Genomic DNA, 12,786 nt, shown 5'->3' on the forward strand with positions numbered 1-12,786 from the left:
GCATGCCGATTCAAATTCTTTCGCCACAACTGACTAACCAGATTGCCGCCGGTGAGGTGGTGGAACGTCCTGCGTCGGTGGTGAAAGAACTGGTGGAAAACAGCCTTGACGCCGGAGCGGACGACATTCAGATTGACATCGAGCGAGGCGGTGCAGGCTTAATCCGCATTCGTGATAACGGTTTTGGCATTCCGAAAGCGGAGTTAGCTCTCGCTTTATCACGCCACGCCACCAGTAAAATCAGCACGTTAGAAGATTTAGAAGCGATTTTAAGCCTCGGTTTCCGTGGCGAAGCCCTTGCCAGTATCAGCTCGGTCTCACGCCTGACCCTGACCTCCAAACCGCCGCAACAAACCGAAGCCTGGCAGGTATTCGCACAGGGACGCGAGATGGAAACCACCATTCAGCCGGCGGCACATCCTGTCGGCACCACGGTCGAAGTGGCGAATCTGTTTTTCAATACGCCGGCACGACGCAAATTTTTGCGCACCGAAAAAACCGAATTCAGCCATATTGACGAAGTGGTGCGTCGCATTGCGTTGGTCAAATCACAAGCGGCTTTCACCTTAACCCACAACGGCAAAATCGTACGCCAATACCGTAAAGCCGGCAGTCCGCAGCAAAAACTGAAACGCTTGGCTGCGATTTGCGGACAAGATTTTGTCGAAAATGCATTGGAAATCAACTGGCAGCACAACGATTTGCACCTCTACGGCTGGGTCGCCAACACCCGTTTTTTACGTGCGCAAAACGATCTGAATTACAGTTATGTCAACGGGCGTATGATGCGCGATAAAACCATCAACCATGCGGTGCGTCAAGCCTATGGCGATAACATTCACAGCGAGGCGTTTCCGGCATTCGTGTTGTTTATCGATCTTGATCCGACACAGGTTGATGTCAATGTACATCCGGCAAAACACGAAGTGCGGTTTCACCAAAGTCGTTTAATACATGACTTTATCTATCAGGGCGTACTGAATGCGTTGGCAACGGCCGATAACTTAGATTTTATCGAAACGGAAATGCAATCGCCACTAGCCCCTAATCGTGCCGCAGCGGGGGAAAATATTTTTGCGCCGGCACCAAGCGCAAGTGCGGTCAGTGCAAGTTCAAACCGCACTTCGGCGAGTGATCATGCGCCGCGGGATTTTTCAGAACGCCCGGCTTATCGCCCGGCAGAAGGCAAGGCATATCATCAGTTGCTGCAACCTGCAACCGTGAGCTATTCGACGTTGAATCCAAATCCTATGCCAATCCAAGAGCCCGCGCCGTCATGGGAAATTCAGCAAAATCCGCACTTGCGCCTGTTAACCTTGCTGGCGGACGAGCAACTGTTATTATTGCAACGGCAGCAACGGCTCTATTTTGTGCAAGTGCCGGCGTTGCAACGCTGCAAATTAACGCAAGAACTACAACAAGAAAAAATCCCTCATCAGCCGCTACTGATTCCGTTGGTGTTGCATTTAGATCAGATCCAAGCCGAACATTGGACGCAACGGCAACCGCACTTTGCCCGTTGCGGCTTTGAAATCACGCTGTATCAACAGCACGGCAAAAGCCGCTTAACCGTGAGTGCCGTGCCGTCAGTGTTGCGCCAGCAAAATCTGCAAGCCTGTCTGGTCGGCTTGCTCAATCAGAGTAACCTGAGTAAATTTAACGATTTCCTCACGCACTTAATCAACAATTTAACCTTGCCGCCACTGCAAACCTTAGCCGATGCCAATGCCGAATTCGCGCGTTTAGAGCAGCTGCTCGACAGCGAATCGGCGCAATTTAAACAACTCTTGCTGCCATTGGATCTACAGCCTTATCGATTAGGAAATACCCTATGAGCAACCGCAAACCTTTGGCTGTTTTCCTCATGGGACCGACCGCCTCCGGTAAAACCGACTTGGCGATTCAGTTGCGCCAACAGTTGCCGTTCGAGGTGATTAGTGTCGATTCGGCATTGATTTACCGTGGCATGGATATCGGCACCGCCAAACCGAACCCGGCGGAATTAGCTTTAGCGCCACATCGCTTAATCGACATTAAAGATCCGGCGGAAAGTTATTCTGCCGCCGATTTCCGTCATGACGCACTGCGCGAAATGCAATCGATCACTCAACAGGGTAAAATTCCGTTGTTGGTCGGCGGCACTATGTTGTATTACAAAGCCTTACTTGAGGGGTTATCACCGTTGCCGTCGGCAGATGACAAAGTGCGGTCTGAAATTGAAGCGGTTGCCGCCGAAAAAGGCTGGGCATATCTGCACCAACAACTGCAACAAGTTGATCCGATTGCAGCCGCACGGATCCACCCCAATGATCCGCAGCGGATTAACCGCGCCTTGGAAGTGTATTATATCAGTGGCAAAAGCATGACCGAACTGACGGCAATCCAAGGCGAAGCCCTGCCCTATCGGATTATGCAATTTGCGATTGCGCCGCAAGATCGTGCGGTATTACATCAGCGCATTGAACAACGCTTTCATAATATGATCATGCAAGGCTTTGAACAGGAAGTGCGGTCGCTCTATCAACGTGGCGATCTGCATCCGGATCTTCCCTCCATTCGGTGCGTCGGCTACCGTCAAATGTGGGAATATTTGCGCGGCGATTATGATCATGCCGACATGATCTATCGTGGCATTTGCGCCACCCGCCAACTGGCAAAACGGCAAATAACCTGGCTAAGGGGCTGGAAATCGGAGATTCACTGGCTGGACAGTTTGGCAATTCCGCAAGCAAAACAAAAAATTATGCAAATTTTGCAAGAAAGCGGCTCCGCCCTCTTGCAGACGGGTGACTTTCGGAAATAAAGTTGCTATATTGAAATAGAGGGACAGACATACTGCGGTCGTTTCCGGTTTTGCTTAAAAATTTGTAAGACTATAACTAAAACATCATAACTAAAATATAAGGAATCCAATTATGGCAAAAGGACAATCATTACAAGATCCTTACTTGAACTCACTTCGTCGTGAACGCATTCCCGTGTCTATTTATTTGGTCAACGGGATCAAACTGCAAGGACAAATCGAATCATTTGACCAATTTGTTATTTTGTTAAAAAATACCGTTAGTCAAATGGTGTACAAGCATGCGATTTCCACCGTGGTGCCGGCACGGGCGATTTCACACCATAACAATTCTCAAGCGCAAAGCAGTGAGAATAAAACGGACGTTAGCGATAGCGAATAATCTGGTTGTAGGAAATCACGTTGTCTGAATATGATAATGACAGCGCTCCAAGCGAACAGCAGAGCGCTCTTTTCGATCTGAGCTTAGGCCGTAAAGATATCCGCGATCAGTTGTTGCAAAATGAGCGCGCGATTTTGGTACATGTCTTTTTTTCACAGCAAAAAGATCCGGAAAACATCGAGGAATGCCGCCAACTTGCCGCGTCGGCGCAAGTTGATGTGATTGAAGTGCTGACCACCGCGCGTTCTGCGCCGCAACCGAAATATTTTATCGGACAAGGCAAAGCGGAAGAAGTGGCGGAGGCGGTCAAATTGCATAATGCCGATATCGTACTGGTGAACCATATTCTCAGCGCCGCACAAAACCGTAACATAGAAAAATTGTGCGGCTGCCGCGTCATTGACCGCACTACCCTGATTCTTGACATCTTCGCCCAACGCGCCCGTTCGCACGAAGGCAAACTGCAAGTCGAACTGGCACAGCTGAAACATATTTCCACCCGCTTAATCCGCGGTTGGACCCACTTAGAACGACAAAAGGGCGGGATCGGTTTGCGCGGTCCGGGCGAAACCCAGCTCGAAACCGACCGCCGTTTAATCAAAGTGCGGTTGGCGCAATTGCAATCCAAGCTGGCAAAAGTCAGCCAACAGCGCAATCTCAACCGTCGCACCCGGCAAAAAGCCGAAATTCCGACCTTATCCTTGGTTGGTTATACCAATGCCGGTAAATCAACCTTGTTCAACGCCTTAACCAGCGCCGAGGTCTATGCAGCCGATCAACTGTTCGCTACTCTTGATCCGACCTTGCGTAAGTTGGAGATTGAAAATGTCGGCACTACGATTCTGGCGGATACCGTCGGATTTATCCGCCATTTACCGCACGATTTAGTCGAAGCTTTTAAATCTACCCTGCAAGAAACCACCGAAGCCACGCTGCTATTGCATGTGATCGACGCCTCCGATGAACGCCGTCAGGAAAATATCGACGCCGTCAATGCGGTGTTGGAAGAAATCGGGGCGTCTACCGTACCTTATTTATTGGTGTTCAATAAAATCGATCAATGTGAAGATGTCGCTCCGCATATCGACTATGACGATCAAGGTAAGCCAAGTGCGGTCTATCTCTCTGCACAGAACGGAGAAGGAATTGAATTACTACGGCAAGCGATTCAAAAACGGCTCGAAAACCAAATTTTACATTTGCAACTGTCGCTGCCGGTGACGGCGGGCAAAATCCGCCACTTACTCTATCAACAAAACCATATCCGCAGCGAAAACATTAGCGAAAATGGCGAGTTTCTCCTTTCATTACAAATAGATAATCATAAATGGCGGCAACTTGCCGCCCATTATCCGGATTTAATAAGTTATTTGAAATAATTTTCTTTTGCTTTCATTTGCTATATTCCAATTCCGTTTATCCTTATAAAAGCAGCCGCAAAATCGTTATAACCATCACAAATATCAACTGTAATGAAACAAAAAATGTGATAGCTCTCTGATTTTAAAATATCTTGCTTTACTCCAAAAATGAAGCCATTCAAAATCAATTCGAAAGCAAATGAAATATTAAGTTTGTTTTCGTAAGGGGTTGAAAATGACAAGCACTGTGGAAAGACGTTCGCAAATTGTACAAATCGTTAATGCTCAAGGCAGTATTCGCGTCGAAGCATTGGCACAACATTGTGCGGTTTCCAGCGTCACCATTCGCAGCGATCTCAGTTATCTGCAAAAACAAGGATTACTATTGCGTTCGCATGGTTTCGCTTTGCCGAATAACCGAATCATCGGCGAATTGTCGATTAAAGAGAAACGCAACCAACACGTCGAGATCAAACGCCTGATCGGACAAGCCGCGGCCAAACTGATTAATGACGGCGATTCGATTATCTTGGATTCCGGCACTACCACCAAAGAAATCGCAGCAAATATGCGGCACTTAAATGATGTGGTGGTGATGACCAGCGGTTTAGACGTAGCAATGGAGCTGACGGCGGCAGACGGCGTTCAGGTGCGAATGCCCGGCGGCACGTTAAGAAAAAACGCACTCTCTTTTTCCGGTATTTCCGCAGAAAAAAGTTTGGAAAATTATGTTTTTGACAAAGTATTTTTGGGTGTAGACGGTTACGATCTGAAAGTCGGAATTACCACGCATAATGAGCAGGAAGCCAATTTGAACCGCTTGATGTGTAATATTTCGGCACAGATTATCGTGGTGACGGATTCAAGCAAATTCAGTAAACGCAGTGTTCATGTGATTCGCAAGTTTGCCGGAATTGATATTCTCATTACCGATAACGCCATTCCGCCCGACTATTTGCAAGCCTTTCAACAACAGGGTGTGCGGGTCATTTTAGTCAACAGCAATTAACTATGCCAATCATGTTTTAAATTTTCAACACGTATTTGCATTGCCAAACGGTCAATTCGACTCCTTACCCAACGAATGCAATTTATTCGTTCTCTATTTACTGATAAGGAGTCAGACATGGATTATTTGGGCATCGCCGGCGAATCCCTCGAACAAGCTAATGCCTTATGGACGGCAAAAGAAATTTGTCAGCAACCTGATTGTTGGCGGCAAACCGCCTCAATCATCGATTCACAACGGCAAGCCATTGATGATTTTTTGGCGCCACTGTTAGCCAAAGATAACTTACGCCTCATTTTAACCGGTGCCGGCACTTCCGCTTTTTCCGGCGAAGTATTGTTACCGTTTTTTAACCAATGGAGCGCACTTCAAGCCACGGCGATTGCCACCACCGATTTGGTCTCCAACCCGTACCAATATCTGAAACACGATCAGCCGACGTTATTGATTTCTTTTGCGCGTTCCGGCAACAGCCCGGAAAGTGCGGCGGCGGTGCAGTTGCTGAATCAATTCGTGGAGAACAGCTACCATTTAATCATCACTTGCAACCAAAACGGCAAACTGTATCAAGAAAATTATCAAGCCGACAACGCCTACGCGCTCGCGTTACCGCCACAAACCAATGATAACGGCTTTGCCATGACCTCGAGTTTCTCCAGCATGACCTTGGCAACCGCGCTGATCTTTTTCCAACCGCACTTTGACCTTGCGCAAGTGCAACAACTCGCCGATTGCGCCGAACGCTTTATCCAAGACAAACATTGGCAGGTGAAAACCTTAGCCGGCGAAGCGGTTGAACGGATTGTCTATCTCGGCAGCGGCGGTTTCAAAGGCTTATCGCAAGAGTCGGCCTTGAAATTATTGGAACTGACCGCCGGCGAAGTGGTGGCGATTTATGACACGCCGCTGGGCTTCCGTCACGGTCCGAAATCGATTATCAACAGCAAAACCACGGTGATTGTCTATCTTTCCAACAATCCTTACACCCGTCAATATGATATTGATTTATGTAATGAAATTCTGCGCGACGGCAAAGTACAACGCTTGGTGGTCTTAACCGCCGAACTGGAAAGTCGCCTGCCTGCCGAGCAGCAAATTTGTTTAGGCACATTAAGTGCGGTATCGGATATGGCACTTGCTTTTCCGTATATCATCTTTGCACAAATGTTTTCATTCTATCGCTCTTACCTTACCGGACACACCACTGATAACCCGTGTCCGACCGGTGAAGTAAACCGCGTGGTACAAGGTGTGATTATTCACCCGTATAAGCCTTAACCGCACTTTATGTATCAATTTACAACAATAAGGAGAAAGTTATGCCAAATATCGTATTAAGCCGAATTGATGAACGTCTGATTCACGGGCAAGTCGGGGTGCAATGGGTCGGTTTTGCCGGTGCCAATTTGGTATTGGTCGCCAATGATGAAGTGGCGGCAGACGAAATGCAACAAAATTTAATGGAAATGGTGCTGGCAGATGGAATTGACGTTCGTTTCTGGCCATTACAAAAAGTAATTGACAATATTCATCGTGCCGCCGACAGACAAAAAATCCTGTTGGTCTGCCGCAGTCCGTCTGATTTCCTGAAATTGGTCGAAGGCGGGGTTCCGGTGAAAAAAATCAATGTCGGCAATATGCATTTTGCCGAAGGCAAACAACAAATCCACAAAACGGTATCAGTCGATCCACAAGATGCCGCCGCTTTCAAAAAGCTGCAACAACTTGGGGTGGAATGCTATATCCAAGGCGTTCCAACCGAGGAATCCACTGATCTATTTAAATTACTCAAGTAAGGAGACAACTCATGGAAATTGGATTACTACAATCAATTATCCTTGGCATTATTGCTTTTATAGCAGGTCTCGATCTCTATAACGGCTTAACCCACTTCCACCGTCCGGTTGTACTAGGTCCGATTGTCGGTCTGGTACTTGGCGATTTACAGACCGGTATTTTAGTCGGTGGTACCTTGGAATTGGTCTGGATGGGCTTAGCACCACTCGCCGGAGCTCAACCGCCAAACGTGATTATCGGTACCGTGGTTGGTGCGACTTTTGCGATTACCACCAAAACCGATCCGACCGTTGCCGTCGGGGTCGCCGTGCCGTTTGCGATTGCAGTGCAAATGGGGATCACATTCCTATTTTCTATCATGTCAGCCGTGATGTCGCGCTGTGACCAAATGGCGGAAGACGCCAATCTGAAAGGCATTGATTACGTCAACTACTTCGGTTTGTTGGTGCTCGGTACGTTCTACTTCTTCTGTGCTTTCCTACCGGTTTATTTCGGTGCGGAACACGCCGGAAAAATCATCGAAATGTTGCCAAAACAAGTCATCGACGGCTTAGGGGTCGCCGGGGGTATCATGCCGGCAATCGGGTTTGCAGTATTGATGAAAATCATGATGAAAAACGTCTATATCCCGTATTTTATTTTAGGCTTCGTTGCCGCCGCTTGGTTACAGTTGCCAATCCTAGCCATCGCCGCTGCCGCAACTGCCATGGCGATTATCGACTACATGCGTAAAGGCAGTGAAACTGCCGAAGTGAAAGTTCAAAAAGAGGAGTTTGAAGATGGAATCTAAACTGAATACTCAAACAACAGCACTCAATGATGATGTTTATGAAGATCAAACTATCGGTGCTGAACTGACCAAACGTGATATTAACGTGATGGCATGGCGTTCGCTGTTGTTACAAGCCTCTTTTAACTATGAAAGAATGCAGGCGGCAGGTTGGTTGTACGGACTTGCACCATCACTAAAAAAAATCCATACCAATAAAGCCGACTTAACCAAGTCGATGAAAGGGAATCTGGGGTTCTTTAATACCCACCCGTTCTTGGTCACTTTTGTGATGGGGATCATTCTGGCTATGGAGCGTTCCAAACAGAACGTTAACAGTATCCAGAGTACCAAAATTGCGGTCGGTGCGCCGTTAGGCGGAATCGGTGATGCAATGTTCTGGCTGACCTTACTACCGATTTGCGGCGGGATCGGTGCCAGCTTGGCATTACAAGGCTCGATTATGGGGGCGATTTTCTTCTTCGTGGTATTTAATATCGTTCACTTCGGTTTACGTTTCGGCTTAGCGCATTACTCCTATCGCATGGGGGTTGCCGCTATTCCGGTGATTAAAGCCAATACCAAGAAAGTCGGACATGCCGCTTCTATCGTCGGGATGACCGTGATCGGTGCATTGGTCGCAACCTATATCCGCTTTAACACCACTTTGGAAATTACTGCCGGTGATGCCGTGGTTAAAGTGCAAGCCGATGTAATTGATAAACTAATGCCAGCTTTCTTCCCACTGGTTTACACCATCTTGATGTACTGGTTGGTGAAAAAAGGTTGGTCTCCGTTACGTCTGATTATCCTTACCGTTGCTTTAGGAATCATCGGACGCTTTGCCGGTTTCCTGTAATAAACAATCTCTCAGGCTTGGTTGGGGGTAACCCCAACCAGATTTAAGGAGTCCTTATGATCAGTATTATTGTGCTGGGACACGGTCGTTTTGCTACGGGTATTCAATATGCCTTAAACCAAATCATCGGTGAACAGGAAAATCTCGCCTTTATTGATTTCCCTGAAAGCAAAAGTCCTGCTCAACTCAAAGATGAAATTTTAACCGCACTTACGCAGCTTGAACATCAAGACGGCGTATTGTTTTGTTGTGATATTCTCGGAGGCTCGCCATTCAGAACCGCCTCGCTCGTCGCACAACAACTCCCGATCCAAGAAGTCATTACCGGCACAAACTTACAAATGTTAATTGAATGTGCCATGGAAAAAGACGAATTAACGTTTACCGAGTTAGTCGAGCTGGCTGTTAACAGCGGCAAGCAAGGCATCGTCAAACTCAGCGAAGAATTAACCCACAGTAAAACTCATACTACACAGGAAGAAGACGGAATCTAAAGGATTGATATTATGTCTAAAAGAACAGAACGACTCAAAAAAATTTGTAACGCACAAGGTGTGATCAGCGCGCTTGCCATCGACCAACGCGGCGCGTTAAAAAGAATGTTGGGAGACGACATCACCCCCGAACAAATCAGTGAATTTAAAAGTTTGGTTTCCACTATTTTAACCCCGAATGCCTCGTCAATTTTGCTTGACCCTGAATTTGGTTGGACGGCGGCTGGCGTGCGTGATACCGAGGCCGGTTTGATGATGGCGTATGAAAAAACCGGCTATGACAAAACCGCCGTCGGGCGCTTTCCCGATCTGATCGACGACGTGTCTGTGCTGCGTTTAAAAGAAAAAGGCGCTGACGCAGTCAAATTATTGCTCTATGTGGATGTTGACGAACCGGATTGCATTAACGATCGCAAAAAAGCCTTTGTCGAGCGGATTGCGTCCGAATGCAAAGCAGAAGAAATGCCACTGTTCTTAGAGATTTTAACCTACGATGCCAATACCGAAGATGAAAAAGAATACGCCAAGCTGAAACCGCGCAAAGTGATCGAAGCCATGCGCAGCTATGCCGATCCGAAATACGGTGTGGACGTATTCAAGGTGGAAGTGCCGGTCAATATGAAATATGTGGAAGGTTTTGCCGAAGGCGAGGCGTTATACAGCCAACAGGAAGCCGCAGCCTATTTTGCCGAGCAAAGTGCGGTTTCGGATTTGCCGTTCATTTTCTTAAGTGCGGGGGTTTCCGCCGAACTGTTCCAACAAACGCTGGTGTTCGCCAAACAAGCCGGTTCACACTACAACGGCGTGCTGTGCGGCCGAGCCACTTGGGCTGACGGTGCAAAACTTTATAAAGCGCAAGGCAAAGAAGCCTCTATCGAGTGGCTCAAAACCGAAGGCATTAAAAATATTCAAGAATTGGATGCCGTCTTACAACAAAATGCAACGCCGATTCGATTTTAACGACGGTATTGAATAACGATTTTATAACAACACAAAAAATAGGCACAAAAAGGAGTTCATTATGGCAATTATTCATACCCGCATTGACGGGCGCTTAATTCACGGACAAGTCGCAAATTTATGGACCTCGTACCTGAATATTTCACGCATTATGGTGGTGGACGACACCGCTGCCGATAATGATATTGATAAAGCAGGTTTACGCTTGGCTTGCCCTGCGGGGGTGAAACTCAGCGTGCTCACGGTTGAAAAAGCAGCAAATAATATTAACGAAGGGCGTTACGACACCCAACGCGTTTTGCTGATTACACGCAATCCACAGACTTTGCTTCGATTGGTCGAGCAAGGTGTGGAGCTGACAGACATCAATGTCGGCAATATGTCCCAAACAGACCAAACCCGTTCGATCAAAAAGTCAGTCAACATCACTGATGCGGACGTCGAGGTCTTCAAACAACTTTCTGCAAAAGGCATCCATTTAACGGCTCAAATGGTGCCCAATGAAGAAAAGATCGACTTAATGAAACTTTTATAAGGAGTAACGACTATGATCGAATGGTGGCAAATACTTTTGATTACGCTGTATGCGTTTTATCAAATTTTAGATGAAATAACCATTGTTTCCAGTGCCGGCTCACCTGTTTTCGCCGGATTTATTACCGGTCTGATTATGGGCGATATGACAACCGGTTTGTTAATCGGCGGCGCAATGCAATTAACGGTGTTGGGTGTGGGGACTTTCGGCGGGGCTTCACGTATTGATGCCAACTCAGGCACCGTTATCGCAACCGCATTCTCCATTGCAGTCGGCATGGAACCGACCTTAGCCTTAACCTCGCTGGCTGTACCGATTGCGGCATTGATGGTTTATACCGATATTTTGGCGAGAATGTCTAACGTATTCTTCGCACACCGTATCGATAAAAACATCACAGACCATGCGTATAAGGCGATTAGCGTCAACTATCTGCTCGGTGCGCTGGCTTGGGGTCTCTCTCGTGCGCTTCCGATCTTCTTGGCATTGGTATTCGGCGGTCCGTTCGTGGCGAAATTGGCAGAAGCCATGCAAACCGGTATTTTGAAAATCATCGCCGACGGTTTAACCTTAGCCGGCGGCGTGTTACCGGCACTGGGTTTTGCTATCTTGTTACGCTACTTACCAACCAAACGCCACATTGCTTACTTGATTTTAAGCTTCGCTTTAACGGCTATCTTCATCACCTTGTTCGGCAACATTGCTGCTATCGGCAATGCGTTAGACGGCTTACTGCCGGCAGCATTAGGACGCTCTTACAACAGCGTACCAATGTTAGCCATGGCGGCTATCGGTTTTGGTTTCGCCATTCTTGCATACCAACGCAGTGTCAACGAAAGCAATAATACCGCACAGACGCAAAAATCCACCTCTGCAACAGGAGAAATTGAAGATGACGAACTCTAATCAAACTACTGCGGTCGGTAATCCGAAAAATTACAAATTGACCGATGCGGACTTCCGCCAAATCAATATCCGCAACTTGTTATTCAACCAAGTCGGTTGGAACTACGAGCGGATGCAAGGCTCCGGTTACCTGTGGATTTTATTACCGCAATTACGCAAAATGTACGGCGACAACACGCCTGAACTGCAAAAAATGATGGTCATGCACAACCAATTCTTCAACACCAGCCCGTTCTTTAACACTATTGTGAAAGGGATCGACTTGGCATTAGAAGAAAAGCAAGGCACGAAATCCCTTGAAGCGGTTGCCGGGATCAAATCCGGTTTAATGGGCCCGTTCGCCGCCATCGGTGATGCGATCTTCGGGTCATTAGTCCCTGCGATTATGGGGGCAATCGCCGCCACCATGGCAATCGGCGGCAATCCGTTGGGCGTCGGCTTGTGGGTGCTGGTGGCAATCGCCACCATGGTGTTCCGCTGGGCGCAATTGAAAATCGCTTATCGCGAAGGGGTCAGCCTTGTCACCACCTTAGGGCACAAACTGAATGCCTTAACCAACGCCGCCACGGTACTGGGGGTGTTCGTTGTCGGGGTGATGTGCGCCACCATGGTGAACGTTTCCGTTCCTTATGTGGCAACCATCGGTGAAAAAGTGGTGTCGGCACAAGCTAACTTGGATCTGATTTTGCCAAGATTAGTGCCTGCGTTAGTGGTCGGCTTTATCTACTGGTTATTAGGACGTAAGAAAATGACCTCGAATAAAGCGATTATGATCATTATCGTGCTGTGTATCTTGCTGTCTTGGTTAGGTATCTTAGCCAAAGGTTAATCAGCTTGACACACTAATGGTCACAAAAGCACTAGCAAAAAATAACAATAACCGGCAAAGCACAGCGAACGAGAGTCCCCGC

At 47.5% G+C, this 12,786-nt stretch carries 14 protein-coding genes; all 14 read left to right on the forward strand.

Features of this window, described 5'->3' with window-relative positions:
- The first annotated feature begins 2 nt into the window (after positions 1 to 2).
- The 14 genes from mutL to ACWA50_RS00495 all read left to right on the forward strand — a co-directional run bounded on the left by mutL (position 3) and on the right by ACWA50_RS00495 (position 12,704).
- Positions 3 to 1,835 carry a DNA mismatch repair endonuclease MutL gene (gene mutL, locus ACWA50_RS00430; protein WP_431053319.1) on the forward strand — a complete coding sequence of 611 codons (1,833 nt, stop codon included), beginning with the start codon at positions 3 to 5 and terminating at the stop codon, positions 1,833 to 1,835.
- Positions 1,832 to 2,803, forward strand: coding sequence for a tRNA (adenosine(37)-N6)-dimethylallyltransferase MiaA (miaA, locus tag ACWA50_RS00435; RefSeq protein ID WP_431053321.1), 972 nt, complete (start codon positions 1,832 to 1,834; stop codon positions 2,801 to 2,803). Before mutL ends, miaA begins: the two co-directional genes overlap by 4 nt.
- Positions 2,804 to 2,915: 112 nt before the next feature.
- Positions 2,916 to 3,185 carry an RNA chaperone Hfq gene (hfq, locus tag ACWA50_RS00440; protein ID WP_431053323.1) on the forward strand — a complete coding sequence of 90 codons (270 nt, stop codon included), beginning with the start codon at positions 2,916 to 2,918 and terminating at the stop codon, positions 3,183 to 3,185.
- Positions 3,186 to 3,262: 77 nt separating this feature from the next.
- Positions 3,263 to 4,564 carry a ribosome rescue GTPase HflX gene (gene hflX, locus ACWA50_RS00445; RefSeq protein WP_431054256.1) on the forward strand — a complete coding sequence of 434 codons (1,302 nt, stop codon included), beginning with the start codon at positions 3,263 to 3,265 and terminating at the stop codon, positions 4,562 to 4,564.
- A gap of 217 nt (positions 4,565 to 4,781) precedes the next feature.
- A complete protein-coding gene (gene agaR, locus ACWA50_RS00450) occupies positions 4,782 to 5,555 on the forward strand; it encodes a transcriptional repressor AgaR (RefSeq protein ID WP_431053325.1) in 774 nt (257 codons plus the stop codon).
- A gap of 117 nt (positions 5,556 to 5,672) precedes the next feature.
- Positions 5,673 to 6,833, forward strand: coding sequence for an SIS domain-containing protein (locus ACWA50_RS00455; RefSeq protein ID WP_431053327.1), 1,161 nt, complete (start codon positions 5,673 to 5,675; stop codon positions 6,831 to 6,833).
- A 41-nt stretch (positions 6,834 to 6,874) separates the two neighbouring features.
- Positions 6,875 to 7,351, forward strand: coding sequence for a PTS N-acetylgalactosamine transporter subunit IIB (agaV, locus tag ACWA50_RS00460; RefSeq protein ID WP_431053329.1), 477 nt, complete (start codon positions 6,875 to 6,877; stop codon positions 7,349 to 7,351).
- Between the two features lie 11 nt (positions 7,352 to 7,362).
- Positions 7,363 to 8,142: a PTS N-acetylgalactosamine transporter subunit IIC gene (agaW, locus tag ACWA50_RS00465; RefSeq protein WP_431053331.1), complete on the forward strand. Its 780-nt coding sequence runs from the start codon at positions 7,363 to 7,365 to the stop codon at positions 8,140 to 8,142.
- Positions 8,132 to 8,980: a PTS N-acetylgalactosamine transporter subunit IID gene (gene agaE / locus ACWA50_RS00470; RefSeq protein WP_431053333.1), complete on the forward strand. Its 849-nt coding sequence runs from the start codon at positions 8,132 to 8,134 to the stop codon at positions 8,978 to 8,980. The genes agaW and agaE overlap by 11 nt, the downstream gene beginning before the upstream one ends.
- Before the next feature lie 56 nt (positions 8,981 to 9,036).
- Entirely contained in the window at positions 9,037 to 9,474 is a 438-nt protein-coding gene (gene agaF / locus ACWA50_RS00475; protein WP_431053335.1) for a PTS galactosamine/N-acetylgalactosamine transporter subunit IIA, read from the forward strand.
- A gap of 12 nt (positions 9,475 to 9,486) precedes the next feature.
- Positions 9,487 to 10,434: a tagatose 1,6-diphosphate aldolase gene (locus ACWA50_RS00480; protein WP_431053337.1), complete on the forward strand. Its 948-nt coding sequence runs from the start codon at positions 9,487 to 9,489 to the stop codon at positions 10,432 to 10,434.
- Positions 10,435 to 10,495: 61 nt separating this feature from the next.
- Positions 10,496 to 10,969 carry a PTS system mannose/fructose/N-acetylgalactosamine-transporter subunit IIB gene (locus tag ACWA50_RS00485; protein WP_431053339.1) on the forward strand — a complete coding sequence of 158 codons (474 nt, stop codon included), beginning with the start codon at positions 10,496 to 10,498 and terminating at the stop codon, positions 10,967 to 10,969.
- A gap of 12 nt (positions 10,970 to 10,981) precedes the next feature.
- Positions 10,982 to 11,875, forward strand: a complete 894-nt coding sequence (locus tag ACWA50_RS00490; protein ID WP_431053341.1) for a PTS mannose/fructose/sorbose/N-acetylgalactosamine transporter subunit IIC — start codon at positions 10,982 to 10,984, stop codon at positions 11,873 to 11,875.
- The gene (locus ACWA50_RS00495) at positions 11,862 to 12,704 is read left to right on the forward strand and encodes a PTS system mannose/fructose/sorbose family transporter subunit IID (protein ID WP_431053343.1); all 843 of its coding nucleotides are present in this window, start codon (positions 11,862 to 11,864) and stop codon (positions 12,702 to 12,704) included. Before ACWA50_RS00490 ends, ACWA50_RS00495 begins: the two co-directional genes overlap by 14 nt.
- Positions 12,705 to 12,786 lie beyond the last annotated feature (82 nt).

Source organism: Testudinibacter sp. P17/SS/0325 (genome assembly GCF_053570765.1).

What these genes read in the sequence shown, in the direction of transcription:
- mutL (WP_431053319.1), top strand. Translation starts at nt 3, where the DNA reads ATGCCGATTCAAATTCTTTCGCCACAACTGACTAACCAGATTGCCGCC.
- miaA (WP_431053321.1), top strand. Translation starts at nt 1,832, where the DNA reads ATGAGCAACCGCAAACCTTTGGCTGTTTTCCTCATGGGACCGACCGCC.
- hfq (WP_431053323.1), top strand. Translation starts at nt 2,916, where the DNA reads ATGGCAAAAGGACAATCATTACAAGATCCTTACTTGAACTCACTTCGT.
- agaR (WP_431053325.1), top strand. Translation starts at nt 4,782, where the DNA reads ATGACAAGCACTGTGGAAAGACGTTCGCAAATTGTACAAATCGTTAAT.
- ACWA50_RS00455 (WP_431053327.1), top strand. Translation starts at nt 5,673, where the DNA reads ATGGATTATTTGGGCATCGCCGGCGAATCCCTCGAACAAGCTAATGCC.
- agaV (WP_431053329.1), top strand. Translation starts at nt 6,875, where the DNA reads ATGCCAAATATCGTATTAAGCCGAATTGATGAACGTCTGATTCACGGG.
- agaW (WP_431053331.1), top strand. Translation starts at nt 7,363, where the DNA reads ATGGAAATTGGATTACTACAATCAATTATCCTTGGCATTATTGCTTTT.
- agaE (WP_431053333.1), top strand. Translation starts at nt 8,132, where the DNA reads ATGGAATCTAAACTGAATACTCAAACAACAGCACTCAATGATGATGTT.
- agaF (WP_431053335.1), top strand. Translation starts at nt 9,037, where the DNA reads ATGATCAGTATTATTGTGCTGGGACACGGTCGTTTTGCTACGGGTATT.
- ACWA50_RS00480 (WP_431053337.1), top strand. Translation starts at nt 9,487, where the DNA reads ATGTCTAAAAGAACAGAACGACTCAAAAAAATTTGTAACGCACAAGGT.
- ACWA50_RS00485 (WP_431053339.1), top strand. Translation starts at nt 10,496, where the DNA reads ATGGCAATTATTCATACCCGCATTGACGGGCGCTTAATTCACGGACAA.
- ACWA50_RS00490 (WP_431053341.1), top strand. Translation starts at nt 10,982, where the DNA reads ATGATCGAATGGTGGCAAATACTTTTGATTACGCTGTATGCGTTTTAT.
- ACWA50_RS00495 (WP_431053343.1), top strand. Translation starts at nt 11,862, where the DNA reads ATGACGAACTCTAATCAAACTACTGCGGTCGGTAATCCGAAAAATTAC.